The following is a 24,916-nucleotide window of genomic DNA, read 5'->3' on the forward strand; positions in this document are numbered from 1 at the left end:
GTACACACATTATAAAGGGGTATCCTCATTTTGACAAGGTAATAAAATATGAGATTGTTAGAATGAAACCGCTTAACAGCTATTTATATCAAGATTCTATATTTTCAAAATATTTTTGTCAGAAAAGCTCCCGAAACTCAGGGAGCCTGAAATGATGAACGAACCGGCGTTTTGGCTTGCTGACCTTGTAGGACAAGCGCAATATTATCAGCACATAAACGCATCATCGTTTTTCTCGTTTCGACACTTGCACTTCCAATATGAGGGAGAACCGTGACGTTACGTAATGTTGTTAACGGATGAGATGGGCTGACAGGCTCCTGTCTAAATACATCCAGACCAGCGCCGGCAATTTTTCCTGTCGTGACTGCCTCATATAAAGCATCCTCATCCACCGTCTGTCCTCTTGATACGTTAATGAAATAAGCAGAGTTCTTCATCAGATCAAATGCCTTTTCATTAAACATGTCTTTCGTTTCTGGGGTTAACGGCGTCAGGCAGACGATGAAATCAGACTGCGTGAGCAAGTCCTCAAAAGCCGCATAGGTCACGCCGAGCTGCGCTTCTGCCTCTGGCTTTCTTGACCGGTTATGGTACAGCACCTTCATGTCAAAGCCTGCTGCCCGCTTGGCAAGCGCTGTTCCGATACTGCCCATGCCGACAATTCCAAGGGTTTTGTGATGAACATCAGCTCCTGCAAGAAGAAGCGGTCCCCAGCCTGTCCAATTTCCTTCCTTAATCCAATCACTCGCCTCGACAATCCGTCTAGCTGACGTCATCAGAAGGGCAAAGGCTAAATCAGCCGTGGATTCCGTTAATACATCAGGCGTATGACAAATGTTGATGTTGCGCTTATTAGCGGCTTCAAGATCAATATTGTCATAACCCACAGCAAGGTTTGCGATCACCTTAACATGTGGAGCCTTTGATAAAAGGGCTTCATCTACTTGATCTGACAGCATGGTGAGAAGCGCATCCGCTTTCGCTGCTTGTTTTTCTAATTCTTCTCGTGGACATGGCTCATCTTCGCTTGGCCACATCTCGATATGAGCGACTTCTTTTAGTGGTGTAAGTGATGCTTCATCCAGCTTTCTTGTGATATAGACATAAGGTTTCGTCAAGAAGAACACTCCTTTGATTGATTTCTTTAAGCATAACGAAAAACGCCTCAAGAGAAAAGAGACGTTTCATCTGTTCACTGAAACTTCAAATCAGTGGACCTGTGATCCAGCCAACAGGTGGAATGAGGCTCCCGCCGCTTCGCATGGCACTCATTTCTTGAAAGACCTTGAGAAAGTATTCATAGCGATTGGCATCATTTAAGACGTAATCTAGCCGTTCTTCATAATATGATTTTTCATTTTCTCCCGACATGTAGTAGCCTTCCACAATTTCAAAGTAATGAAGCGGGAACAACAGGCGGCTGTATAACAAACGCTTAGAAAAGGAAGAAAGTGGTGTCACCTGCTCATATTGCTGTAGAAAAGAGAAGCCCTCCTCAATTAAATCTTCCTTATGCTGGACAAAGGTTTCTCTTAAGTATTCGGCAATATCCCGGGTTGGATGATCAAAGACCCAATCTACAGGTAAACGAAGCGGCTGCTCATGCGGCCACGTCCTCCGCGAAAAACGTTGGTGACAGACAGTGCCTGAGTCACATTCTTTCGGTTCATCATCCAGCTCAGTATCCACTAAATATTGAATGGCGTTTTCCGTTAATCCAAGATAATAAGGAAAGGATTCGATGAATTTTTTTTCAAACCGTTCTAGTGGTTTTTGGTGCATTTGCTGCATCCAAAAGCCTTCAAGCTGATCTAACCGTTTTGCCCATAATTCCTTCCACGCTCCCACACGTTTTGTTTCAGACACCTCATATGGAAATCCTCTTCCCCTGACATGAAAGGCCGCCAGCTCTGACGCCTGTTGAAACGAGCGGCTTGAGATCGGCGGTGCTGCCTTTAGTAAAGCATACAGTTCCTTTCCGTGAGTAAAGGTGGGCTTCTCTTCATTTGTTAATTCAAACACAGCAACGTATGGGTCTCCGGCATTCAGTAAATACTGACTGATATGAAACAGCTCTGTGAGTTCTTCTTCTCGCAAATGAGACACAGGAACAATGATAAAGAGAGCCTCCGACGTTTGAAAGCTCTGATAACTGCCATATGGCATAAGTTGACGCACATCAATACCAAATGTGTGATAAATGGTTTCTTTCATATTTTCACCTGCGTTCATATGATCGATCTCTTACCATATCGTAGTCGCAGGTTGAGGGATTTATGAATACTATTTACTATCCGAAGCTTTTTACACGTTGTGGACAAATTACGAGGATTGGGTGAGGAATATATGCCGCATCATCATGAGATGAACGAAGTAGAAAAAACAGCAAGACGCCGTTTACAAGAACGAGGCGTATCCATTCAAGATATAGCAGACCTTGTCTACTTTTTACAGGAAAAATATCATCCTGGCTTAGACATGACAGAATGCATCCACAATGTGGAGCGTGTCATCGCAAAACGAGAAGTCCAAAATGCGATATTAACAGGCGTCGAACTAGACGTACTCGCCGAGCAAAAAAAACTGACCGAGCCGCTTCAGTCTATTCTAGAAACAGACGAAAGCCTGTATGGTGTTGATGAAATTTTATCGTTTGCTATCGTCAATATTTATGGTTCGATCGGCTTTACGAATTACGGATATATCGATAAAGAAAAACCAGGAATTCTCGGGACACTCAACGACAAATCCACAGGAGAGTGCCACACCTTTTTAGATGACATTGTCGGCGCCATTGCTGCTGCAGCATCAAGCAGGCTGGCACATAGTGCGAGAAATGTGGAATAAAGCAAAAAAGAGGACGCGCGCATAACGCTTGTCCTCTTTTTTTATGATAATCGTTCAATCCACTCAGATAATGAATCAATGACATAGGTTGGCTGTTTGTCATATTTGTGAAGCAGCTCTTTTGTTGTCACGCCTGTATGAACGAGCAATGTGTCCATTCCTGCATTCATCCCTGCCATAATATCCGTATCATAGTTATCGCCTACCATGAGCGTCTCAGACACATCCGTCCCGAGCACTCGCATGGCTTGTTCCATGATGATGGATTCTGGTTTTCCGATAAATGTTGGCTGGACTGTAGTGGTGACGGTTAATACAGATGTTAACGAGCCGTTGCCTGGCAAAAGCCCTCTTTCAGTTGGAATGGCAATGTCTCCATTTGTTGAGACAAATTGTGCGCCTTGACGAATGGCAATCGCACCGACTGCGAATTTTTCATATGTAATGCTGCGATCAATTCCAACAACAACGAAATCAGCGTTTTCCTGACCAAACGTCAGCCCTTTTTCTTCAATGGCCTGCTTGATTCCTTCTTCACCGATGACGTAAACAGACGCGTCTTTCTTTTGTTCGGCAATATAATTGGCTGTTGCCATACTTGTTGTAAAGACTTGTTCTTCAGTTGCTGGGATATTGAATGAAACAAGTTTTTCTGCTACCTGCTTTGGCGTGCGTGACGAGTTATTCGTGACAAACAAGTAGGGAATGTTTAGCTCATTTAACTTTTGAACAAATTGACCTGCTTCTTCGATCTTTTCTGTTCCTTTATACATGGTTCCGTCTAAATCAATTAAATAGCCTTTGTATTTCATGATGTTCACAACTCCAATGGATTATTTAAACGCTGATACTGGGCCTAGCTCCTGCTCTAAGTAGGTACGGATGCGGTTTGGGAAAACCTGTAGCGCATGCTCAACCTCGCTGATCACCTGCAGCAAGTCGTGATGAACCACTTCTTGGTATTGCTGTACAAGTGTTTTGCGGCACGAGACAAGCTTTTTCAGCTGACTGCCTTCCTCTTCTGGTACAACCTTTTCATCAACAAGAATATCCATGATGTCATCATAGCTTCCTGGATCACGCATAATAAAGCCATCAATCATGTCATTTCCCGTATCAAGAATACATTCGACGAGCAAATGGACAATTCGTTCCAGCGCTTTTTTCTCTAGTGGACTTGTCCATGTTTGATGACTGCGCATCAACTCATATTGCTCCTCGAAAAAACGTAATGTCTTTTCAATCTTTTTCCTATCTACGAAATACATCATGACGCTCCCCTTTGCGTTATTTTCTGATTCGTTTTAAGACAAAATAGGCACAGCCAAAATTACAGTATTCATAAATGTATTCATCGAGTGTGCTGATTTTTGTATCAAATGTGGCCTTTTGGTTTTGGTCATCAAAGAACCCCTTCAATCTCAGCTGATTGTAGCCCCAGTCCCCCACAATATAATCATACTTATTTAAAATATCTGAGTACCTTGCTTTAAACGCTTCTTCATCAAAACCGTCTTTAATATCTCTTACAAGATCAAAAGTAGCATTCTGAATGACGATCATCTTCTCACCTCTTTTTAAACGATCCATCTTTAATGATAATTCATTGGAAGAACTCCATCAATTGCTAAAGCATGTTTTTTCCGATTTAGCCGAAGCTAAAGAAAAAAGGAGGTCACTTTTATGAAGAAACAACTGACAGCCGCGATTCTTCTCAGCATGCTTTTAGGCGGGTGCGGCTTTCAATCAGGTATGAACCGGCAAGTGGATGAAGATTCTTCAAGTAAAACCATCCGTCTGTCGGATCGTCATGAAGGAAATAATTCCAACATGCCAGAAGCAGACACAAACAGAGCAGGGTATGTTCGTTATCAGCACCAGCAAGTAACGGATCAGAAAGAAAGAACACCTGCTTTAAATCGCGAGCATCTTGCCCACGTCATTACAAGTTTAACTGTGCAGCTGCCAAACATCAAAGATGCAGCCACACTTGTGACAGATGAGGATGCACTGATTGTGTATCGAACAGGCAACAAAAACCGGGATGAATCTGCCGATCAAGTAAAGAAAACGGCGGTTTCTGTTCTCCCTCGTTATTATCATGTATACGTCTCTGATAATCCAGAGCACTTTCAATCCATTGCCAATTTTTCACGTCTTCAAACCAATTCACGTGATTTTGATCAAATCTTAACCAAAACAATTCAACAAATGAAGTATTCCCCTCAAGGTGGAGATATTTCTACGAAAGAAGATGCAAATGGTATGACGAATTCCGACCGTACCATGAGAAGAAATGCCCCTTACGGCCAAAATTAACACGAGAAAAAACGCCAGAGAGCTCTGGCGTTTTCTTGTTATGCTTGCGCCTGACGCTTTTTAGACGCTTCATTTACTTGTTCATCTGCATGGTAGGAAGAGCGCACAAGCGGTCCAGCTTCACAATGGCTGAAGCCTTTTGACATCGCAATTTCTTTCAGCTCTGCAAACTCATCCGGATGATAGTATTTTTGAACTTTTAGATGTTTTTTCGAAGGCTGTAAATACTGACCAATCGCCATAATATCGACGTTGTTAGCAAGAAGATCATCCATGACTTCAATGATTTCTTCCTTCGTTTCACCGAGTCCAATCATAATGCTTGATTTCGTTGGAATGTCGGGCTGCATTTCTTTTGCACGGCGCAAGAATTCTAATGAACGATCATATGTAGCACGCGCACGAACCCTTGGCGTTAATCTGCGAACTGTTTCAATATTGTGATTTAAAATGTCAGGACGTGTGTCCATTAACGTCTTCAAATTATCATAATTGCCGCCCATATCTGAAGGGAGAACTTCAATTGTCGTAAATGGGCTTTTTCTTCTAATGGCACGAACGGTTTCAGCAAACACACCTGCTCCGCCATCCTTTTGGTCATCCCTTGCAACCGCTGTTATGACAGCATGCTTTAAGTTCATCAAAGCCACTGAATCTGCCACGCGTTCTGGCTCTTGCAGGTCTAGCTCAGTTGGAAGTCCAGTTTTCACCGCACAGAAACGGCATGCGCGCGTACAAACAGATCCAAGGATCATAAATGTAGCGGTTCTTCTCACTGCCCAGCATTCATGAATATTCGGACATTTTGCTTCCTCACAAACGGTATTCAGGTTGTTTTCCCGCATCATTTTTTTCAAACCGGTATAGTTTTCATTCGTATTCAGCTTAATTTTAAGCCAGTCCGGTTTTCTTACGTGCTCTTCCTTCTTTGCCAATTCCATCATCTCCATATGAATTCGTTAAAGGTGCATCTACAAAAATCTTCCTGCTATATACGATGGATGCAGCTAAGAAGCTGCAAAAAATTGAATCTTCGGCCTAAAGCCTTTTCTTTAGACACTTTAACATAGTACAGATTGAACAACAAGGGAATGAGCTGCAAAAATACCCAAAAGCCTCCTAAAAAATCACAAGAAAATTACTAACATTTTCTTCTTATGAAATAGGGTGATCTAACCACACTAAACGGTAGAAGACGATGCTTGATGAAAGGAGATGGACGTTTGTGAAAGTGGTTTTAGCCATCATGATCGCTCTTTCAATGCTTCCTTTACCTGTTCATGCACAGGGGGAAGGCAAGCAGCCAGATGTACTGAAGCAGCGAATGGCACTTTACGAAAAAGTCGCCATCACGACACAAGTTCCATGGTATGTACTTGCTGCGGTTGATCAGTATGAGCACAATATTCGAAAAAGCAGAAGAGATTTACCGAAACAAAAAGGCGTCATTGGCATCTACATTCCCCGGGAAATGTGGATCGGCCCTGAAAACCCGAATAAGCAGGATACCTCTCCTTTAAGCATTAAAGTGTTTGATGGAATTGGACTTGATGGAAACGGGGATGGAAAAGCGAACAGCGATGACGATGAGGATGTATTATTCACGTTTGCTCAATACTTGCTTCATTACGGCAACAGCATTGATCAATTAAAAATTGCTTTATGGGACTATTATGGACGAGATCAAACCGTTGGAATCATTTCATCTTTTATGAAGCTATATCAGCACTATGGCCATCTTGACCTCGGAAAGCACGCTTTCCCTCTTCCAGTCGGAGCTGACTACAGCTACCGGAGTACATGGGGAGATGCAAGAGGATTTGGAGGCAGAAGAATTCATGAGGGTACGGATTTATTTGCCCATTATGGACTTCCCGTTCGTGCGACATCGTATGGTGTGATTGAAATGAAAGGCTGGAACCGCTTTGGCGGCTGGCGGATTGGGATTCGAGATATTCATAACCATTATCATTACTTCGCTCATTTAAATGGCTTTGCAAAAGGACTCAAAACAGGTCAAATTGTTGAACCCGGACAGGTCATTGGATCTGTCGGAAGCTCCGGTTATGGCCCCCCAGGCACAGCAGGAAAATTTCCGCCGCATCTTCACTATGGCATGTATAAAGACAACGGCAGAACTGAATGGTCTTTTGATCCATACCCTCATTTAAGGGCGTGGGAAAGAGCTGAGCGAAAACGACATTAAAGAAAAGGAGAAGTTTAGCGTTTTCGCACCCTTCTCCTTTTTCATGTCTAAGCAAGTTACTGCTCATTTTTCTCCTTCAAACCTAAAATTAAAAATAGAATTCCCATGATGAGAAAAATGAAATACACAACGGTTACTTCCAATGGAATCATGTCAAACATACCTCTAAAAATATCGATACTTAAGCTTTCATTTCTGACCAGTAAAATGGATGCTGTGATATATTTAGCACTAAATACTATAGCAAAAACCAAAAAACAAATACCACTTACATAAAGTTTCTTCATAAAGCTCCCCCCCTAATAACAATTAAAATTGATCATGACACATTCATCTATATGGAATCAAGTAGTGAATGAGGTTTTTATTTCCAATGACTGCACATCAAAAAACAGCCCAATCATTCCTTGGGCTGTTATTCTTTCTTCTCCTTTTTCTCTGGGAGAACAATCGATGGGGCGCCTGAGTTCGTTCCGCTGCCATTGTAATAATCTGGTACGTCTCCTTGAACAGCTTGGATGGAGACGGGTACTGAGTTTTTGACCACGATTGTTTCAGATGCAAACGGGATGATGACTCTCACCTTGACCTCGATTAGAACACTAATATCAATCAAGGCATTGTTGATGCCATAAGGCTTAATGTTTTTTTCAACGTCCGTATGCGGATCGCCAATGAGACTAAACCGTACAGGCACTTTTGGTCCTAGGTTGGCGATGAGTGCATTTCCGGACGCTTGCCCAAGCGGAATGTTATATATAATGCCGTCATGTCCATCTGTTTGATCCTTTAATGCTTCTTTTGCCTCTTTTTGAAAATTCCCCTTTTCAATGTCCTCTAAATTTTTTTGAAGATGACGTGACAGGTCAGCCATTGCTTTCGATGTTGCTTGCGCATTAAAATCGATGGTCGTTACTTTTCCGTTCTCACTTGTATTCATGACCACCATATCCTTCATATTCTCCTGATCTTCTGCAAAGTCTTGGACGGAATATTGAATCAGATGATTGGCGATACGCTCTGTTTCTAGTTCAGCAATGTGAATAAGGGTTGGTTTAATGGAGCGGTTAATAAAAAATAGACTTATGACGGTTGAGAGTACAAAGAATAAGATCGCAAGCAGCATGACGTATCGGAATGGCAAAGGGCCCTTTTTATAGGGGCGATAGCGGCGGTTCATTCTCAATAAAAAATCCCCCCTTCTCCATTACAAGTGTATGCAGACAGGCGGGGGGATAGGAATCATCTCTTCATTTTATTTCACCATTTTTAATAAGGCGTCTCTTCCAATGGTTCCAACTGTAATGCCTAACGCTTCTGCAGCGTATGTCACAGATTCTAAAGGGGCATCAAGCAATTGCTCTATCGTTCTCACACCAACTGCTCTCCCTGCGATAATACCTCTATCTGCAAGCTTTTCATTTAAGAGCCCGACATCCAGTGCACCGCACATAATATACCCATGTTCATTTGTCACTGCCATAAAATTCGTCTTCGGCAGTTTGACGGTGACGGCTGTAAAGGAATGTCCATCAATATTAATAGGTGTTAAATTCACCAAATCCCTTCACTCCTCTCATCACAATCTATGTGACAAGAGGGCGAGTGTTGTTAGGCTAAAGCGGATTTCATGTGGCTTCCTTCAGGCGCCAAGTAAGCACATCACGTAAAAATTCTGGCATGAAATATTCAATGTGTTCATGATCACGGATATGAGGAAATAGAGAGCCTAATGTATACATATCGACTGTGCCAACCGTATATAAGGCGTCTTTTCTGATCAATTGATCATGCACAAAAACATCCTTTACTCGTTTGGTTTCACCTTCTTCTACTGTATAGGTGAGGCCGCTATACAGCATTTTCCCCATCAGCTCGCCTCTAAAGCCGAAGCCCTTGATGCGTAGCTGTTCCATTTTTTCTTCACAGGCACGCCGAACGGTTTCGATGAGCTGTTGACCGGTAAGCGTCACCCGAATTGGATTAATTGGGTGCGGGCAGATTCGGTGGACTTCTTCTCTAGTCACGATTCCTGCCTCTAATGAATCAAGCACCATACCTGCATTCATCATGCCGATATCTGCCCCGCACCAATCTTTAATGGCATCTGTTAAGAGCTGCGGAAGCGGGGATTCATCAAACCACTTCGTTTCTAACCTTGACTCAATCGCGGTTACTTTTTCCTGCATGAGGGCTTTCGCTCTTCTCCCTGCTTGCTGTAAGGTTGTGATCGCTTCATCTGATTCACTGATCAGCTGCTCCACTGACTGCACCGTTGCTTTTTTCTCGATTAACTCTTTGCTCGCTGTGTCAACGGTCAGCTCGACACAGCCAATATAATGCCCATACTTTTCAGCGCATGCAAGCAGTACGCCATTGTCCATTTCACCCTGTTCTAACAAATGATGCGTGTGTGAGCCTAGGATAATATCGATGTCAGGAAAATCACGGGCGACCTCCCGATCATGGATGATACCAAGATGGGATAAGAGCACAATGATATCCGCTTGTCCCTTCACTTCCTGCAGCATGTCCCGTATGCTGTCAAACGGATCTGTAATCTCCCAGCCCAGCTTTTCATAGACAGGTGTATACGCAATGGTCACGCCTAAGAGACATATTTTCAGTCCGTTTTCCATTTGGATTATATGATAGGGCTTTGCCCACGCTGGCCTTTTGCCTTTCTCAAATAAATTAGACAGGATCACTGGAAATTGTGCATGCTCGTATAATTGATCGAGCTGATCATGAGGCAGCGTAATGCCTTCATTATTCCCAATCGTGACCCCATCATAGCCAAGTTGATTGAGAAGCTTGACGTTTACCTTTCCATAATCAGCTTCTGACACAAGGTTCACTCGGTCCATATGATCGCCAATATCAAACAAGAGCATCTGATCGTGAACTTGACGCTTTTCCTCAATATAAGCTGCGATTTTGGGCCAGTTCTCAAAGTGGCTGTGCAAGTCGTTTGTATGATATAACCATAGCTTCTGCAGCATGTTGATCTCTCCCTCAAGTTGTCACTGAACCGTCTCATTCAAGTTGAAAGCCGCAGCTCTCATTTAACTAAATAAATCTAACTGCTTCGGAGAAAGGCTTGAATACGTAATATCCAGCAAATCAATCATCTGCTGACCATTCGCCGCTGCATCTCCGCCGGAGTTATTATTAAACACGACATACACATCTTTTGATTGCTGATGCAGGATGTCGAGATTCTTTTTCCACTCTTTTAATTCAGCTTCGTTATATAAATATAAGTATCGCACTTCACGCCAATTCTCATGGTCTGCTGGGTGAAGCCAGCCCTGTTTATTTCTTCCGTGAAAACGGACCAATGTTTTATCACGGTGTGTAGCTTGTATGACTGGCGGAATGGAGCCTTCTCCAACTTGCGGCTCATCACAGACAGAATGAATCCAGCCTTCTTTTTCCATAAAGGACAAGGTCTGCTCATAAAATTCATCTGAGAACCATGTGCGGTTACGGAACTCGAGGGCACACGGAATGTCCCCCATCTTCTCTTTACACCATCTTAAATAAAGGACGTGCTCTTTTTTGCAATCAAACCATGGTGGAAATTGAAATAGAACCATGGCTAGTTTCCCTTCACGAATAAGCGGAGTCAATGAAAGAATAAATGCGTCAAACATCTCTTCCTTCGAAGCAAACGGAATTTCGCCTCTCTGATGACCGGTCATTCCTTGATATGCTTTCACGACAAATTGAAAGGTATCTGGCGTATCCTTGATCCACTTTTCATGATTACGTTCAGGCTGAACTGCATAAAAGCTGGCATCCAGCTCCACAATGGGAAACGTAGACGAATAGTGAAACAGCTTTTGCGCGCTGCCGATTTTCGGCGGATAAAGACTGTCATGGTCACCCCAGCCAGTTAATCCGATATAAATCATGTTTCTCACCTCTTGCCACTCTCATGTATAGACGGCTTCCTCACATGAAAGCCTTTTTCTCTTGTCATACCCATCTTTCTGAAAGAAATTCTTCTGTCTACAACATATCATATTTGCCGGTAATTCTGAATGAAGATGACTGGTGGTGCGTGATTTTATCAAGAACTCTGTTTGTTTGTAATATTAGTTGACAACTTTCTATCTTAAATGATTTGAGCTGATAACATAAAATGCATATCAGAGAAGTGAACAGTGATTGTCCATTTATTTATTCATCTTCACCAAGAACTAAAGTTCTCAATAAAGGAGACTTAGTGGATATGAACTTAGACGATAACCAGTTTGAAGCATTGCAAAAAATCGCCGAAAGGATTCACAAGCCTGTCTATTTGTGTAACCAGCATGGGCGCCTTCTCTGCAACTCGCACATCATCATCACGAGCCCAGATTGGATTCGCATTCTCCCCTTTTTCAAAAGCCGGACACCCCATTATTTTTCAATAATAGATACGAAGCAAACCTTTTCTGTCTTTCCGATTGATCTAACCGAACAAACATGTGAGTATGTGGTCATTCCTTCCTTCATCCTTCCGCTGGATGAAACACTGCAAGTCATCATTGAACAAGCAGTACACGAAATCTCGATTGCGCGAATGAGACAATATTCTGCCCAGCAAACGGCCAAGCGTGCCAGAAATGAAGGATTTCGCAGATGGATAGAGGGTTCATCGTATTCTCAGCAAGACGCTGCAAACATTGCGAAGGCGTTTGGATTAAATGTAGATAGCAGCTATCTATGTATGATCTGTCAGCTTGATCAGTGTCATGAGACCACTCATTTTTTGAAGCAGCAACTGATGTTAGAACAAGTCGTTGATCTGCTCGACAGCGCACTTCCAAGCTCTCCTTTCCCTTCCTTTTTATTTGTCAAAGGTGATATGAGCATTGTATTAATGGAAGAGACGGGCAGTTGGTCAGAGATGAGTGACAGACTCCTTTCTTTTTTGAAACAGCTGCAGATGCTCGTTAGCATTCAAGTGAATCACACCATTTCCTTTGGCGCGAGCTTGACTAGTTGTCGCATCAATTACCTGTCTGAGGGGTACAGAGAAGCATTAGAAGCGCTTCAAGCCGGACATCTCTCGGCGCAGTCGGAATATATACACTTCTATCAGGCAAAGGATGTGCCAGATTTATTAAAGCTTATTCCAAGAAAGGATTTAGTCACGTTTCACCAGATGCACCTTCACCCGTTATATGAAGCCGGTCAAAATCTCCTCCACACCTTATCTGTCTATTTAGAAACGCATTGCCACATTTCAGAAACAGCGAAACGTTTGTCTATTCATCGCAACACGGTCATTTATCGATTGGAGAAGTGTGAGGAGCTGCTGCGGATCAGCTTAAAAGACCCTGAAACCACATTAAGGCTGCGCTTAGCATTACGTATTCACATGCTTCTTTCACCCCATCCTGAGTGAATGTTTTCTTCCGAAGTTTCATATAGTTTGGAGGAGAAAAATGATACAAGAGGAGGGATGATAAATGGATGATGAGCTGCGTCACATCCCGCAGCCCATTCGAGAGGATGGTGCTGGTGCCACCGATCTAGGCCCGCGGGACGTCCTTCGAGATATCGAGAACCCAGATATGCTTGTTCCACCTAAAACCGATGCCGGAATCATTCCTAATTTAAAATTTTCATATTCCGATACACATATGCATTTAAATCATGGCGGCTGGTCGAGAGAAATTACGAAGCGAGAGCTGCCTGTTTCCACAACGATTGCGGGTGTCAACATGCGGCTGACTCGAGGCGGAGTGCGAGAGCTCCATTGGCATAAGCAGGCTGAATGGGCGTATATGATTTTAGGAAAAGCCCGCATCACCTCTGTAGATGCAGAAGGGCGAAATATGATCGCTGATGTAGCAGAAGGAGATTTATGGTATTTCCCCCCAGGTATTCCGCACTCCATTCAAGGACTTGAGGACGGGTGTGAATTTCTTTTAGTCTTTGATGATGGCGCTTTTTCTGAATTTGATACGTTCACCATCACAGACTGGTTTGCCCATACACCGAAAAACATTCTCTCCGACAATTTTGGCGTTCCTGAGAAGCTGTTTGACCATATTCCGAATAAGCAGCGCTACATGTTTCAAGGCTCTCCGCCAGCATCAATAGAAAGCCAAACGGTATCTGATCCATACGGAAGCATCGAGCCGCCATTTACGTACCAGCTGCTTCGCCAAAAACCGCTGACGACCTCTGGGGGAACTGTCCGCATTGTCGATTCACGAAACTTCCCTGTTTCAAAAACCATTGCAGCTGCGCTTGTTGAAGTAAAGCCTGGCGGCATGAGAGAAATGCACTGGCACCCTAATAATGATGAGTGGCAATACTATTTAACCGGTACAGCCAAAATGACGGTCTTTGGAGCCGGGGGCACTGCCCGCACCTTTAATTACAGAGCAGGTGATGTCGGATATGTTCCTTTTGGTATGGGACATTACATCCAAAATATCGGCCAAACGAGCCTTTGGTTTTTAGAAATGTTTAAAAGTGATCGCTTTGCAGATATTTCGTTGAATCAGTGGATGGCCTTAACACCTCCTCAATTAGTGAAAGAGCATTTGCATGTAGATGATGCCATGATTCGTGCGCTTCATAAAGAAAAATCACCTGTCGTGAAATATAAGAGATGATGCGCATCAAAAAACCGATCAAGCCGTACTGATCGGTTTTTTATAAACAAATTTTAAGAAACTGTCGAAGGATGCTGCACTTTTTTCCCCCACACGATGGATGCAATGAAGCTTATGCAAAGCACCAGTGTTCCGAGCATAAAAGGAAACTCGATATTCACATCAAATAAAATGCCCGCAAGGCTCGGTCCGACAATATTGGCAAGGCTCATAAAGGATGTATTGAGGCCACCCGCTACTCCTTGCTGATTACCTGCCATTTTGGACAGCAATGTATTGAGGGCTGGACGAACAAATGATGTAGCCGACAAAAATAAAATAGAGCCTGCAAAGATCAGCCAAAAGGACGGCGCAACACGGCAGACGATGAGCATCAAAGCCGCTCCTAGCAGTGCATAACGCACGACGCGCATTTCACCAAATCGTTTCACAGAGGCATTCACCAACGCACCTTGGACAAGCACGCCTGCAAGACCCGCAACCGTAATCACAAACGCAATATCCTTCGGTGTAAATCCATGTTTTTGGTCTACATATAAGCCGAAAATCGATTCAAAATGAATGATGCCAAAATTGAGGACAAACGCCAATATAAACAAAAAACCGTAGGATGTCTTTAAAGCTTGCAGCATTTGTACAAACGGGTTGAAATGAATGTCTTTGTTTAACCTCGCTTCTTCCTGCTTTTCCTTTGTTAATGTTTCAGGTAAAAATAGGATGGACAATAGGGTAGAAAGAGCTGCAAAGGAACCTGCGATGAGAAAAGGAAAAGCGATTCCGTACTCGACCAAATAGCCGCCTACGCCTGGTCCAATGACAAAGCCTAACGTCATTGCAGCACTAAATAGCCCCATTCCTTTCCCTCGATCCTTCTCACTTGTGATATCAGCGATGTATGCAAACATGGCTGGCATGAGTAAAGCCCCGGCAGCACCACCTAAAAACCGAGACACAAACAGCATCCAAAGCTGATCAGCAAATGCAAAAATAAACTGGGCAATCGTAAAGCCGGCAATCCCCGCAATGATCAATTTTCTACGTCCAAATCGATCGGTCAATGCGCCTGCGACCGGCGATAAAGCAAACTGTGTGAGACCTGTTGCAGCGACAAGAAAACCGAGTGTTTTTCCTGTTGCGCCAAAGGCTTCAATGTAACTTGGCATGACAGGGACAATGAGGCCAAAGCCAAGCATGGCAATAAAAATATTGAGCATCAAAATATATAATCTGCCCATTTTCTTCATATCAAAAAACCTCTTTCTGCAAAATAAATGAAAATGATGACAAAAATGATCAGAACTTCTTCAGTATAGCGATATCACTGTCTATAAGTCTAGTTTTTCAAAATTTAGTTTTCTTTTCCAAATAAAAAATACCCGCAAATAGCGAGTATCCTTATGACTTTATTCACCTTGTTCATAGATAGAAAGAGCCGCCTGAAGCCCTGCGCCGCAATGGATGGATGCACCATGCTTGATTAAAATTGCTTCTAGCCCTGCTAACACAAACAGCACATTTTCTTTTCGGCAGCTATAGCCCATTGTGCCAATTCTCCATATACGTCCGGCTAGCGGTCCAAAGGAGCTGGCAATTTCGATACCAAAATGCTTAAGCAGATCGGCACGTACCGCTTCTCCATCCATACCACTTGGAATCTCAATACATGTCACAACTGGCATTTTACAATGTGGATCACCGAACAATTCAAATCCCATCGCTTCAAGGCCTTTCATCAAGGCTTTCTCGTGAAATGCATGCCTTTGGAAACGCTCAGACAGACCTTCTTCCAGCACAACACGAACCCCTTCTCGAAGTGCATAGAGCATCGTTGTCGCTTCTGTATGATGATTTAATCGCCTAGGGCTCCAATAATCCTGAAGCTGGCTGAGATCAAAGTAATTGCTTTTAATTGGAGAAATATCCATTTGCTCCTGCAATTCATCCTGTGTCGCAATTCCCTTTTCCACTTTCTTTCTCGATTCAACGACAGCTGCAACCCGGTCATTATACGTGATAGGGGACATACCTGATGGAACAGACAAGCACTTCTGCGTACCGCCAATCGCCGCATCAATCTTCCATTCATCCACTTTCACCTGAACCCCGCCAATGGTTGCTACAGCGTCTACAATGAACAATGCATCCAGTGCCCGGCACGCTTCACCAATTTGCTCAAGTGGCTGCAACCGCCCGGTGGATGTTTCACCATGGACCATCGCAACGATTTTAGGCTTGACCTGCTTCATTTCCTGAATGATATCGCTAGGGTCAAAAACGGTTCCCCATTCACATTCCATTGTATGTACCTCAGCACCATAGCGCTGTCCTATTTCAATGAGAAGATGACCGAACCGGCCAAAGACAGGCACAAGCATCGAATCTCCCGGCTCAATGACACTGGCAAGCACAGCTTCAAGCCCTGAACGAGACGTGCCGTCAATTGGAAAAGCCCATTCATTTTCTGTTTGGAAAAGGGACCGCAATAAGGTCATCGTCTCATTCATGATATGTGTAAATGCTGGATCAAATTGACCGAGAATTGGCGTACTCATTACACGGAGCACCCTGGGATCTACTTCAACAGGTCCTGGTGTCATAATCGTTCTTGAAGGTATTTGCAGTTCTTTCACGTTATCCATCCTTTCCCTTGCTGTCATCCTATATGCCCACTTATACAGTAATGCTGATAAAATAGCAATCTCTTTTCCTATGAACTCATTACATAAAATTTACGAGAAATCCATTTATTTCTTTCTGACATTATGATAGAAATAAAGAGAATACATTCCCTATCAAGGAGGAAATCGAATGAAGAGAACCTTATTTGGAACTGTGGCTGCCGGAATCATGATATTCGGTACGTTAGCCGCCCCGCTGCCGCAAACTGCGAATGCTCAAAGCTTTACTTTGAATGAACCGAGCCAAACCATCACATTTTCCCCGTTACAGCTTCAAAACGAAACATCTACACAACAAGCGAAAACAACCGCTACAAGTCAAATCGATTCCTATTATCAATCTGCTAATGGCAAATTAGGACCCGCTTTAAAGAAAGCTTTACACGATATTATTGATGATCATAAGCAGCTATCCTACAGCCAAGTTTGGGATGCCTTAAAGAAAACAGATGAAGATCCAAAAAATCCAAACAACGTGCTCTTGCTCTATAGCGGTGTCTCCCGCTCAAAGCAATCGAATGGCGGAAATGTTGGCCAGTGGAACCGGGAGCATGTGTGGGCTAAGTCACACGGCAATTTTGGGACAAGCCAGGGCCCTGGTACAGATCTCCATCATCTGCGAGCAACAGACGTGCAAACGAATAGCACACGAGGAAATTTAGATTTTGATCTGGGCGGAAATGAATACAAGGGAGCGCCGGGCAATTTTTACGATAGCGACTCATTCGAACCTCACAGCCGGGTGAAAGGGGATGTGGCAAGAATGCTCTTTTATATGGCGGTGCGGTACGAGGGCGATGACCGCTTTCCAGATTTAGAATTAAACGACAAAGTGAATAATGGTAGCGCCCCTCTTCACGGCAAAATGTCCGTACTTCTCAAGTGGCACAAACAAGATCCTGTCGATCAAATCGAACGAAACCGCAACGAGATTATTTATGAAACGTATCAGAACAACCGCAATCCCTTTATCGATCACCCAGAATGGGCAAGTGCGATTTGGGAATAAAAAAGAAAGGCACTGCTACGAACAAGCAGTGCCTTTTAAAATAAAATGACTTCACCGCTCATACACATTCTGGATATTCCGTTATTCCTTAAATTCACTAATGATTATTCTCTCTAAATTTTTATCTAAGTAGAAAAATTCTATTTTGATATCATGCTCCGAATCCTTATAACCTATTATGTTATATCCTTGGTCATCGTCTCTACCGTATGTATTTTCACCAAAATAATCATATATATCTTTCTTAGTTGAATGAATATTTATTGTGTTGTTTATATTACTTTGATTATTTTCTAAAGAAATTGCCACTATTTCTTTTCTTCTATTCACTTTAAAATAATTTGAATTTGAAGTTTTCATCCATTCATTTTCACTGCTTTTTTCCTTTTTCAACCCCAACTTCAAATGTCCTACCTTTAATTCAGTCAGATTTGTATTTTTTACTGTAAGAAAAGAAATTTGGTTTTTAAGTGGTTGAATAAAAAACAAGCCCACGATGATTGTCATCATAAAAATGATACATATTATAATTTTTTTCATATGAGTTCCTTCCATAAAATATGAGATGATGAAATAACAAAAAAACTTTATTTAATTTTACACCTAACTATTTAAACCAATAAAAAAACACCTTCAGTATAAGGTGTTTTTTTATTTTAGCGGACAGACAAGACAATAATCGAGACTCTCAGATTTTTTCTCGAGCTTATAATACATACAGCAAGTCTTTCGGTTGGATGTTTCTAGTAAACTGTCATCTAAGTTTAAGCTGTGATGAAATGGATTTTGTTTTGCTCCAAATACATCACCAGCTGCTTGCTTCAGATACAGATAATCCTCTCGCACGCGCTGCTTCACCGCAGGGTCTTCAGCCTCTCGCATCATGCTGCGATAAAGAGAATTGATGCGAACTGCTATATTCTCCCACAAAATGGTATACGGAAGTCTTGACGTACGCTTCAGTACATCTAAAAGAGGTGTGACACACTCCGTAAACAGCGCATGCACAACCTGCTCTCTCCATTCATTCCGATCTCCTTCTAATGGAACAAACGAACACAATGACTCATCAATTTCGATTTTCCGATCCTCTCTAAAGACACATGCCTCTGGTGGAAACTGATAAACACCGTCATACAGCGTCATCATGTACAAAGAGGAACTGACCGCTAAGTAGGCATAACGCTTTGAAAACATCGACGCTGCTACCGCCACATTCGGTGCATGCATAGCTTCCTTTTCAGCCTCTAATAAACGCAGGACAGATGCTTCTGAAAAAAGCGCAGCAAGTGTGCGATCAGATGTCATTGGTCCATTTGTGATGTGTACCCCGAAATCAAGTAATTCTCTCTCAACCCACTCTGGCCTCATATCAAAACCTCCATCTTTCGTTTATCGATTTCTCTGCTGGTATAACAAATAAATAAAGAACGGTGCCCCAATTGCAGCTGTGAATACACCTGCTGGTACATCTAACGGTAGAAAAGCCGTTCTAGCGACTAAATCTGCGAGCATCACGAGAATACTTCCAACAAGCGCAGATGCCGGGACCAGCGCAATGAAGGAACGGCCGATGATCATCCGTGCAACATGCGGCGCCATCAGTCCAACAAATTCAATACCGCCAGCAAAGGCAACAGCAATCCCTGCCAATGTCACACTCATCAGCAGAAAGAATAACCGTTTTGCCTGCACTTTTACCCCGAGACCTGTTGCAAGATCATCTCCAAGCTCCTTCACATTCATCGTTCTTGCTAACACCATGACAATCGGTAAAATGATCATGATCCAAGGAAGCATCGACGTGACGTCCTTCATCGTAGAACCATATAAACTGCCTGTCAGCCAGATATATGACTTTGTCGTTGTCATCGTATCACTAAGAACAAGAGTAAACGTCACACACGCCTTCATAATGGCAGAAATCCCAATGCCCATTAGGACAAGTGTGATCGGCTTGACCCCTTTTTTCCATGAAAGCAAATAAATCAGACACGAGACAGCAAACGCACCTGCAATCGCCCATAAGGATTGATATGCAATAGGCACAGTGCCCATCCAAAAGACAATAAACATAATCGCACCGAACGAAGCACCACTCGTAATCCCAATGATGTCAGGCGATGCAAGCGGATTGCGGATTAATCCTTGCAAAATGAGCCCTGATACCGCAAGTGCGGCCCCTACTAAGACAGCCAGCAGTGTTCTTGGAATCCTCAGTGTATTGAGCACAAAGGTATTTCCCTCTCCCTGACCGATTATATGAAGAAGCACATCCACAGGCGAAATAAATCGGCTGCCCATACAGAGACTGAGAATAAATAACCCAAAAGCAATGGCCGTCAATAAAAGTAAAATCAAAAACGTCCGCTTTGAAAATTGAAATGAAATGCGCCCGCCCTTTGAACGCACTGTATATGTTTTAGCCACCTGTCTTCAACCCCTTGCGCACGAGATAAACAAATAGAGGCGCTCCTGCTACCGCCGTCATGACACCAATCGGTACTTCCTGCGGCATGATCAGAAAACGAGCCGCAAGGTCTGCGACAAGTAAAAGCGACGCCCCCACTACGGCACAATACGGCAGTACCCAGCGGTGGTCAGGTCCGACAAGCTTTTTCACAATATGCGGCACTAGAAAACCAACAAATCCAATCGATCCTGCGACAGCGACGGAACCACCCGCTAAAAAGACGACGAGAACTCCCATCGTGATTTTCAGCGCCAGCGTACGTTGACCAAGTCCCTTCGCAATATCATCTCCTGACAAAAGGACATTGATGGAGCGTCCAAGAAGCAGCGCGACAACTGTCGCACCTAAAATATAAGGCAAAACAGGCAGCAGCATATCAATGCTTCTTCCAGACACTGAACCCGCCATCCAAAACAGGATGCTTTGAATCGACTGTTCATTCACGATTAAAAGACCTTGTGTAAAGGACGCAAACAGTGCAGATATCGCCGCACCTGCAAGGACAATTTTGACCGGTGTCAATCCATCTCTTCCAATGGAGCCCAAGAGAAAAACGAGCATCCCTGCAATTGCCGCACCTAGAAAGGCTGTCCACATATAGCCTGTTAATGACTCTGTTGAAAAGAAAACAATTGAAATGACGATAAAAAATAGTCCACCTGCATTAATTCCTAACAAATCTGGCGCTGCAAGCGGATTTCTCGTTAATGCCTGCATCAGTGCACCTGAAATGGCTAGACTTGATCCAACAACTGTTGCAATTAAAGCTCTTGATAATCTGGATGTCATGACAATGACACTGTTTGGATCCGATTCATCAAAATGAAGAAACGCATGGATGGTGGCTTTGAGGGAAATCGAGGTTTGCCCAAGAGAAATGCTGAGTATAAAAAAGACCACCATCAATACGACGAATCCAGCAAACAGCAGCGCCTTGCTCGAATCCTTTTTTAATAAACTTCTCATCTGATTCCCGCTTTCAATCTGTTATGGAAAAAGGAGAAAATGGTTTTTCACATTTTCTCCTCTGTTATCCTTATTTATCAATTCCGAGACGATCATCAATATCATCAAGCATCATGTTTGCAGCAATAATACCGCCGCCCATGTTCCAAGTAATTTCATCGACTTTATGCACTTGTTTCGCTTTCACTGCGTCAAGCTGCTTCCATAAAGGATGACTCGTCCACTCTTTATATGCTTTTTCAACGGCTTTATCCTGATCATCCATGAAGTAATAGATCACATCTGCATCCATTTGCGGAATGCTCTCTTTGTCTGTCAGTGTAATGATGTCTTGCTTTTTATCTTTGACATTCTTAGGTCCTTCAAAGCCTAGCTCTGTTAAAATGGACCCTGCGAATCCAGTTTGATAGATTCTAGCATGATCTGCACGGAAGTTCACTACAGACACACTCATTGGCCAGTTTTTGATGTCTTTTTTCGCTTTTTCTTTGAAGTCAGCGACGCGGTCATCCCACTTCGTTAGCAATTCTTTTGATTTGTCTTGCTGGTTTAACGCTTCACCCATTAATTTCACTGTATCTTTAAATGTGAACACTGTTTCTGTTGCAACAGTTGGAGCGATTTCTTTCAGCTGATCAAAAATTTGCTCGTGGCGGACTTTTGATGCAATGATCAAATCTGGGTTAAGTTTTTCAATTTCCTCTAAGTTCGGCTGTATTTCCTGCCCAACAATTTTGACATCCTTTAAGTCATCTCTTAAATATTTATACGTAGGTGCTTCAAGCCAAGATTCTACAACACCCACTGGTTTAATGCCCATCGCGACTGCTGCATCTGTTGCTCCTTGGTACAGCGTCACCACACGTTTAGGCGATCCTTTAATTTCAGTTGAACCGATAGCGCTTTCAACGGTTCTTGCTTTTTCTTTACTGTTTGACTTGCCTTCACTGCTATTGCTGCCGCAAGCTGCAAGTAAAACGATGGAGAGCACAACTAATAGCGACCAAAAAGATTTTTTGAACATGTACCTCACCTATCCATTCTATATGTAGTCATATCGTTTGATAACGATTCTCATTATCACACTATGATTTTATCATAGAAAAGGATGGTGTCAATGTAAATTTTTAAGAAAAAGGGAGAGTGTTGACTAGTTGTTCATACTAAATAGAACGATTCCACATTTGGATGGTCCTTCCAATTCGTTTTCCCGCTTCTAGTAACACCGACAAATGGGTATGTCCATCCATCACTTCATAGACTGATTGTTTTCTAATCGTTTCATCAGGCAGCTCATGATAGGCAGGAAATTTTTCTATATCATACAGCTCATCATCACTTCCTACTAACATCGCATATGGCCGATCCATCATCGCAAATTGTTTTTTAGGTACAGATGGGGTTAAGGCAAGTGCTAGATTGACGGTGATGGCTGTCAACAAAAGCGGGTCTTGCTCAACTGCCCATGCCGGATAATGAAAACGCACGGCTTCAGAATGACTCATCAACAATCCTTTTGTCATGGCAGACAAAACGAATTTCCATACTTGAACGCTCGCAAAAGGGATTTGATCAGGCCTTGCTGTGCCTGATTGATAGCCAAATTCAGGGGCAATAAAAAAGTAACCATCTACTTCTCTTTTTTTCGGCCAAGATAGGTAGTTTAGCAGTAATCCCGCTCCAGATGAATGCCCGCAAAGATAAACAGCTCCTTTATGCTGCTGTTTGACCGTATCCACAAACTGCGAAATATCGTGCCACACATCTGTGACACTAGGTGTATCACCCTTTTTCCCTTCCGAATGGCCGTGACCTCTTAAATCGATTAAAAACGTATTCACATGAAAATCATGTTGCAGCGTATCGGCAATATGCTCATAACCAGCTAGGCTGTGAGCGCCTCCGCCATGGATCAAGATGACATTTGCCTCGTTCTTTTTTTCTGCTAAAAACGGATAATACGCAAGGCTTGTGCCGTCGTGTGATGGCATGAATTGTCTTTCTGGAATATGAACAGGAGCTGCCTGCTTCATAATTGCAAATGAGAATGGTTCGGTCTTAGTGTCTGTCAATTTTTTCGCTCCTTCAAACAGAAACGAGAATGGCAAGCGATACTGGCCATTCTCATGACTACATTCTATTAAGTAATCTCCCACAAAGGGAAGGTCTTGCTTTGAATAATGGCAACAATTTATTTTAACGCTTTTTTTGCATCGGAGATAGGGAAGACAGGAAAGACGTCATTTACTTCACAGCTTTTCATGAACAAATCCATTGATTTCATTTTTATGTATTGTCCGTGTTTTATGATGAGCTGTATGTATTGAATCTAATTGTTTACTAAATATACATTTTCTATTTTTGTTATAGACTTAGATTGAAAACTGTGATTATCCATTTCTACGTAAAGGGAAAAATCATTGTTTTTAACAAAAATTATATCGCTTCCATTATTAAGTTTTATTTTTAATGCATTGCCTTCTTTTTGAGTATTACGAAAGGTATTCTCAATCATATTGTAGTCTAATTCAGTCCACTTGCCATTGATTATAATTTTGGTCATCCCCATTATCTTATGACTGATACTATTGGGGATCATTTTCTTTTGAAATTTTTCAGAAATTTCTTCGTTATCTAATTGCTGAAATCCAATTTGAAAGGCCTCTTTTTCAAAATAAGGTAAGTACATGTTTCTCCATCGTGATGAAATTTTAAGTAGTCCAAATAATTTATATTCGATTCTTTCTGGCGTTTGTACATCAAATGCTTTGTCTAAAAGCGATTGATGTAAATAATCAATATCTGATACATCAATCATTAAGCATATTGCTCCTCTTGTGCCTCGATTATACAACTCTGTCCAATCTTTTTTCCAGCCACCGCCATCCTTCTGTGTTATATTCACTAATTCAAGATACTCCTTTCCAATCCAAAGATTGCTTATTTTAAAGCCTTTTGTTCTTTTACCTTTTTTAGGTGCATACGGAAAACCATTTTGTTGTATCATATCTATCATTTTTTTGTCTTTTTGATATTTCTCATCAACATTGATAACAATATGATCGATTTTATTCATCGGTTAACTCCCTCGTCTTAATTAAATGAATAGCTTCATAAAGATACTTCATTTTCATTTCTTCCATTTCATAAATGTAATCAAACGTTAGTCTTGTTAAAGGAGGTAGATTCATTTGTTTCTCTTTTTCTTCTTCACCCTTTTTTATTTCTGCTAAATGTCTTTTTTGCGCTTCAATTTGAATATTTAATGATTTAACAGCTTCTTGTTTTTCAATTTCGTCAGCAAACATTAGTCCAGCAAAAAGTTGAGTTGGATAAGTATTTTGAGATTCTACAAGACATTTCATCACACATTCTTTCTTGTGTTCTTTTCCAAGTTCTGTAATCTTGTAAATTTTAGTACTCTTTTTCCCTACCGTCCTAGTTTCACAAACTTTTATATAGTTTCCTTTTTCTAATTTATTTAGCGCATAATAGATTGAGCCAACTAGAATTCCTCCCCATCTATCGACCATTGTATTTTTTAAATTCTGCTCAACATCATACCCTGACATCGGTTTCATCGATATTAATCCTAATATATATAAGTCCGTCATCAGATTCCTCCTATTCAATATCTATTTACACAATACTCAACATTGAGTATTATTTCAAGATTAGATTTAAATTTTCTTTCATGCTAAGCACTTTTTCAGAGCTCTCAAAAAATCCTGTAAGCAAGCGTTAGCGTGATGTTTATAGAGGTGTGCAATACGATGAGTGAGCCACCTTGATCAA

The 24,916-nt window shown here is 42.2% G+C and carries 27 protein-coding genes; 6 read left to right on the forward strand and 21 right to left on the reverse strand.

The window, feature by feature from the left end; all coding sequences use genetic code 11:
• Positions 1 to 137 precede the first annotated feature (137 nt).
• Both MHH54_RS14890 and yutH read right to left on the reverse strand, forming a co-directional pair.
• Positions 138 to 1,121: a D-glycerate dehydrogenase gene (locus MHH54_RS14890; RefSeq protein ID WP_342500376.1), complete on the reverse strand. Its 984-nt coding sequence runs from the start codon at positions 1,119 to 1,121 to the stop codon at positions 138 to 140.
• Positions 1,122 to 1,206: 85 nt separating this feature from the next.
• Positions 1,207 to 2,217 (reverse strand): spore coat putative kinase YutH, encoded by a 1,011-nt coding sequence (yutH, locus tag MHH54_RS14895; RefSeq protein ID WP_034620180.1) that lies wholly within the window; start codon positions 2,215 to 2,217, stop codon positions 1,207 to 1,209.
• Between the two features lie 132 nt (positions 2,218 to 2,349).
• Here yutH and MHH54_RS14900 point away from each other — a divergent pair, with 132 nt between their 5' ends.
• On the forward strand, positions 2,350 to 2,850 hold the full coding sequence (locus MHH54_RS14900) for a phosphatidylglycerophosphatase A (RefSeq protein ID WP_106066291.1): 501 nt from the start codon (positions 2,350 to 2,352) through the stop codon (positions 2,848 to 2,850).
• Positions 2,851 to 2,891: 41 nt separating this feature from the next.
• Here the strand turns inward: MHH54_RS14900 and MHH54_RS14905 are convergent, their stop codons facing one another.
• From MHH54_RS14905 to MHH54_RS14915, 3 genes are read right to left on the reverse strand one after another with little or no spacing between them, the layout of a single operon-like run.
• Positions 2,892 to 3,665, reverse strand: a complete 774-nt coding sequence (locus MHH54_RS14905) for a TIGR01457 family HAD-type hydrolase (protein ID WP_342500922.1) — start codon at positions 3,663 to 3,665, stop codon at positions 2,892 to 2,894.
• Positions 3,666 to 3,683: 18 nt separating this feature from the next.
• Positions 3,684 to 4,118, reverse strand: a complete 435-nt coding sequence (locus MHH54_RS14910) for a DUF86 domain-containing protein (RefSeq protein ID WP_113387334.1) — start codon at positions 4,116 to 4,118, stop codon at positions 3,684 to 3,686.
• A 19-nt stretch (positions 4,119 to 4,137) separates the two neighbouring features.
• Complete coding sequence (locus tag MHH54_RS14915) at positions 4,138 to 4,413, reverse strand: YutD family protein (RefSeq protein WP_003213192.1); 276 nt, start codon at positions 4,411 to 4,413, stop codon at positions 4,138 to 4,140.
• Positions 4,414 to 4,533: 120 nt separating this feature from the next.
• On the opposite strand from MHH54_RS14915, the gene MHH54_RS14920 reads away from it, so the two are divergent.
• Entirely contained in the window at positions 4,534 to 5,169 is a 636-nt protein-coding gene (locus MHH54_RS14920) for a YhcN/YlaJ family sporulation lipoprotein (RefSeq protein WP_050944070.1), read from the forward strand.
• A 38-nt stretch (positions 5,170 to 5,207) separates the two neighbouring features.
• On the opposite strand, the gene lipA is transcribed toward MHH54_RS14920, so the two are convergent.
• Entirely contained in the window at positions 5,208 to 6,104 is an 897-nt protein-coding gene (gene lipA / locus MHH54_RS14925; RefSeq protein WP_034317455.1) for a lipoyl synthase, read from the reverse strand.
• 326 nt (positions 6,105 to 6,430) lie between these two features.
• Here lipA and MHH54_RS14930 point away from each other — a divergent pair, with 326 nt between their 5' ends.
• Positions 6,431 to 7,375, forward strand: a complete 945-nt coding sequence (locus tag MHH54_RS14930; protein WP_223251234.1) for a M23 family metallopeptidase — start codon at positions 6,431 to 6,433, stop codon at positions 7,373 to 7,375.
• Between the two features lie 56 nt (positions 7,376 to 7,431).
• Here the strand turns inward: MHH54_RS14930 and MHH54_RS14935 are convergent, their stop codons facing one another.
• From MHH54_RS14935 to MHH54_RS14955, 5 genes are all read right to left on the reverse strand, one after another.
• Complete coding sequence (locus MHH54_RS14935) at positions 7,432 to 7,662, reverse strand: hypothetical protein (RefSeq protein ID WP_003212760.1); 231 nt, start codon at positions 7,660 to 7,662, stop codon at positions 7,432 to 7,434.
• A 128-nt stretch (positions 7,663 to 7,790) separates the two neighbouring features.
• Positions 7,791 to 8,561, reverse strand: a complete 771-nt coding sequence (gene yunB, locus MHH54_RS14940; protein WP_003213497.1) for a sporulation protein YunB — start codon at positions 8,559 to 8,561, stop codon at positions 7,791 to 7,793.
• Positions 8,562 to 8,630: 69 nt separating this feature from the next.
• Positions 8,631 to 8,936, reverse strand: a complete 306-nt coding sequence (locus MHH54_RS14945; RefSeq protein ID WP_050944071.1) for a YunC family protein — start codon at positions 8,934 to 8,936, stop codon at positions 8,631 to 8,633.
• Between the two features lie 67 nt (positions 8,937 to 9,003).
• On the reverse strand, positions 9,004 to 10,377 hold the full coding sequence (locus MHH54_RS14950; protein WP_003213502.1) for a bifunctional UDP-sugar hydrolase/5'-nucleotidase: 1,374 nt from the start codon (positions 10,375 to 10,377) through the stop codon (positions 9,004 to 9,006).
• 63 nt (positions 10,378 to 10,440) lie between these two features.
• Positions 10,441 to 11,292 (reverse strand): DUF72 domain-containing protein, encoded by an 852-nt coding sequence (locus MHH54_RS14955; RefSeq protein WP_003212748.1) that lies wholly within the window; start codon positions 11,290 to 11,292, stop codon positions 10,441 to 10,443.
• A 320-nt stretch (positions 11,293 to 11,612) separates the two neighbouring features.
• On the opposite strand from MHH54_RS14955, the gene MHH54_RS14960 reads away from it, so the two are divergent.
• Both MHH54_RS14960 and MHH54_RS14965 read left to right on the forward strand, forming a co-directional pair.
• On the forward strand, positions 11,613 to 12,773 hold the full coding sequence (locus MHH54_RS14960; protein ID WP_342500377.1) for a helix-turn-helix domain-containing protein: 1,161 nt from the start codon (positions 11,613 to 11,615) through the stop codon (positions 12,771 to 12,773).
• Between the two features lie 64 nt (positions 12,774 to 12,837).
• Positions 12,838 to 13,995, forward strand: coding sequence for an oxalate decarboxylase family bicupin (locus MHH54_RS14965; RefSeq protein ID WP_003213134.1), 1,158 nt, complete (start codon positions 12,838 to 12,840; stop codon positions 13,993 to 13,995).
• Between the two features lie 53 nt (positions 13,996 to 14,048).
• Here the strand turns inward: MHH54_RS14965 and MHH54_RS14970 are convergent, their stop codons facing one another.
• Together MHH54_RS14970 and MHH54_RS14975 are read right to left on the reverse strand one after the other, a co-directional pair.
• Positions 14,049 to 15,239, reverse strand: coding sequence for a tetracycline resistance MFS efflux pump (locus MHH54_RS14970; protein ID WP_003213581.1), 1,191 nt, complete (start codon positions 15,237 to 15,239; stop codon positions 14,049 to 14,051).
• A gap of 159 nt (positions 15,240 to 15,398) precedes the next feature.
• Positions 15,399 to 16,634 carry an alanine--glyoxylate aminotransferase family protein gene (locus MHH54_RS14975; protein WP_034620181.1) on the reverse strand — a complete coding sequence of 412 codons (1,236 nt, stop codon included), beginning with the start codon at positions 16,632 to 16,634 and terminating at the stop codon, positions 15,399 to 15,401.
• Between the two features lie 169 nt (positions 16,635 to 16,803).
• Between MHH54_RS14975 and MHH54_RS14980 the strand changes: the two genes are divergently transcribed.
• Positions 16,804 to 17,682 carry an endonuclease gene (locus MHH54_RS14980; protein WP_106036194.1) on the forward strand — a complete coding sequence of 293 codons (879 nt, stop codon included), beginning with the start codon at positions 16,804 to 16,806 and terminating at the stop codon, positions 17,680 to 17,682.
• An 81-nt stretch (positions 17,683 to 17,763) separates the two neighbouring features.
• On the opposite strand, the gene MHH54_RS14985 is transcribed toward MHH54_RS14980, so the two are convergent.
• The 8 genes from MHH54_RS14985 to MHH54_RS15020 all read right to left on the reverse strand — a co-directional run bounded on the left by MHH54_RS14985 (position 17,764) and on the right by MHH54_RS15020 (position 24,735).
• On the reverse strand, positions 17,764 to 18,222 hold the full coding sequence (locus MHH54_RS14985) for a hypothetical protein (protein WP_003212829.1): 459 nt from the start codon (positions 18,220 to 18,222) through the stop codon (positions 17,764 to 17,766).
• A 111-nt stretch (positions 18,223 to 18,333) separates the two neighbouring features.
• The gene (locus MHH54_RS14990) at positions 18,334 to 19,053 is read right to left on the reverse strand and encodes an IucA/IucC family C-terminal-domain containing protein (RefSeq protein WP_003213057.1); all 720 of its coding nucleotides are present in this window, start codon (positions 19,051 to 19,053) and stop codon (positions 18,334 to 18,336) included.
• 21 nt (positions 19,054 to 19,074) lie between these two features.
• Positions 19,075 to 20,112 carry an iron ABC transporter permease gene (locus tag MHH54_RS14995; protein ID WP_003212627.1) on the reverse strand — a complete coding sequence of 346 codons (1,038 nt, stop codon included), beginning with the start codon at positions 20,110 to 20,112 and terminating at the stop codon, positions 19,075 to 19,077.
• Positions 20,105 to 21,121 carry an iron ABC transporter permease gene (locus MHH54_RS15000; protein ID WP_003213394.1) on the reverse strand — a complete coding sequence of 339 codons (1,017 nt, stop codon included), beginning with the start codon at positions 21,119 to 21,121 and terminating at the stop codon, positions 20,105 to 20,107. The genes MHH54_RS14995 and MHH54_RS15000 overlap by 8 nt, the downstream gene beginning before the upstream one ends.
• Positions 21,122 to 21,191: 70 nt before the next feature.
• The gene (locus MHH54_RS15005; protein ID WP_003213260.1) at positions 21,192 to 22,145 is read right to left on the reverse strand and encodes an iron-siderophore ABC transporter substrate-binding protein; all 954 of its coding nucleotides are present in this window, start codon (positions 22,143 to 22,145) and stop codon (positions 21,192 to 21,194) included.
• A 139-nt stretch (positions 22,146 to 22,284) separates the two neighbouring features.
• The gene (locus tag MHH54_RS15010) at positions 22,285 to 23,193 is read right to left on the reverse strand and encodes an alpha/beta fold hydrolase (protein ID WP_342500378.1); all 909 of its coding nucleotides are present in this window, start codon (positions 23,191 to 23,193) and stop codon (positions 22,285 to 22,287) included.
• 257 nt (positions 23,194 to 23,450) lie between these two features.
• The gene (locus tag MHH54_RS15015; protein ID WP_106035553.1) at positions 23,451 to 24,197 is read right to left on the reverse strand and encodes a transporter; all 747 of its coding nucleotides are present in this window, start codon (positions 24,195 to 24,197) and stop codon (positions 23,451 to 23,453) included.
• On the reverse strand, positions 24,190 to 24,735 hold the full coding sequence (locus MHH54_RS15020) for a PadR family transcriptional regulator (RefSeq protein WP_106035554.1): 546 nt from the start codon (positions 24,733 to 24,735) through the stop codon (positions 24,190 to 24,192). Before MHH54_RS15020 ends, MHH54_RS15015 begins: the two co-directional genes overlap by 8 nt.
• Between the last annotated feature and the right edge of the window lie 181 nt (positions 24,736 to 24,916).

The sequence above is a fragment of the Bacillus sp. FSL K6-4563 genome (assembly GCF_038630405.1).
GTDB classification, from domain to species: domain Bacteria; phylum Bacillota; class Bacilli; order Bacillales; family Bacillaceae; genus Bacillus; species Bacillus pumilus.

Excerpts from the sequence above, each read along its gene's own strand:
- MHH54_RS14970 (WP_003213581.1), bottom strand. The coding sequence starts at position 15,239 with ATGAAGAAAATGGGCAGATTATATATTTTGATGCTCAATATTTTTATT.
- MHH54_RS14985 (WP_003212829.1), bottom strand. The coding sequence starts at position 18,222 with ATGAAAAAAATTATAATATGTATCATTTTTATGATGACAATCATCGTG.
- MHH54_RS14990 (WP_003213057.1), bottom strand. The coding sequence starts at position 19,053 with ATGAGGCCAGAGTGGGTTGAGAGAGAATTACTTGATTTCGGGGTACAC.
- MHH54_RS14950 (WP_003213502.1), bottom strand. The coding sequence starts at position 10,377 with ATGCTGCAGAAGCTATGGTTATATCATACAAACGACTTGCACAGCCAC.
- MHH54_RS14975 (WP_034620181.1), bottom strand. The coding sequence starts at position 16,634 with ATGGATAACGTGAAAGAACTGCAAATACCTTCAAGAACGATTATGACA.
- MHH54_RS14965 (WP_003213134.1), top strand. The coding sequence starts at position 12,838 with ATGGATGATGAGCTGCGTCACATCCCGCAGCCCATTCGAGAGGATGGT.
- MHH54_RS14910 (WP_113387334.1), bottom strand. The coding sequence starts at position 4,118 with ATGTATTTCGTAGATAGGAAAAAGATTGAAAAGACATTACGTTTTTTC.
- MHH54_RS15000 (WP_003213394.1), bottom strand. The coding sequence starts at position 21,121 with ATGAGAAGTTTATTAAAAAAGGATTCGAGCAAGGCGCTGCTGTTTGCT.
- yutH (WP_034620180.1), bottom strand. The coding sequence starts at position 2,217 with ATGAAAGAAACCATTTATCACACATTTGGTATTGATGTGCGTCAACTT.
- MHH54_RS14935 (WP_003212760.1), bottom strand. The coding sequence starts at position 7,662 with ATGAAGAAACTTTATGTAAGTGGTATTTGTTTTTTGGTTTTTGCTATA.
- MHH54_RS14900 (WP_106066291.1), top strand. The coding sequence starts at position 2,350 with ATGCCGCATCATCATGAGATGAACGAAGTAGAAAAAACAGCAAGACGC.
- MHH54_RS14960 (WP_342500377.1), top strand. The coding sequence starts at position 11,613 with ATGAACTTAGACGATAACCAGTTTGAAGCATTGCAAAAAATCGCCGAA.
- MHH54_RS15005 (WP_003213260.1), bottom strand. The coding sequence starts at position 22,145 with ATGTTCAAAAAATCTTTTTGGTCGCTATTAGTTGTGCTCTCCATCGTT.
- MHH54_RS14980 (WP_106036194.1), top strand. The coding sequence starts at position 16,804 with ATGAAGAGAACCTTATTTGGAACTGTGGCTGCCGGAATCATGATATTC.
- MHH54_RS15015 (WP_106035553.1), bottom strand. The coding sequence starts at position 24,197 with ATGAATAAAATCGATCATATTGTTATCAATGTTGATGAGAAATATCAA.
- MHH54_RS14920 (WP_050944070.1), top strand. The coding sequence starts at position 4,534 with ATGAAGAAACAACTGACAGCCGCGATTCTTCTCAGCATGCTTTTAGGC.
- MHH54_RS14955 (WP_003212748.1), bottom strand. The coding sequence starts at position 11,292 with ATGATTTATATCGGATTAACTGGCTGGGGTGACCATGACAGTCTTTAT.
- MHH54_RS14930 (WP_223251234.1), top strand. The coding sequence starts at position 6,431 with ATGCTTCCTTTACCTGTTCATGCACAGGGGGAAGGCAAGCAGCCAGAT.
- MHH54_RS15020 (WP_106035554.1), bottom strand. The coding sequence starts at position 24,735 with ATGACGGACTTATATATATTAGGATTAATATCGATGAAACCGATGTCA.
- MHH54_RS14915 (WP_003213192.1), bottom strand. The coding sequence starts at position 4,413 with ATGATCGTCATTCAGAATGCTACTTTTGATCTTGTAAGAGATATTAAA.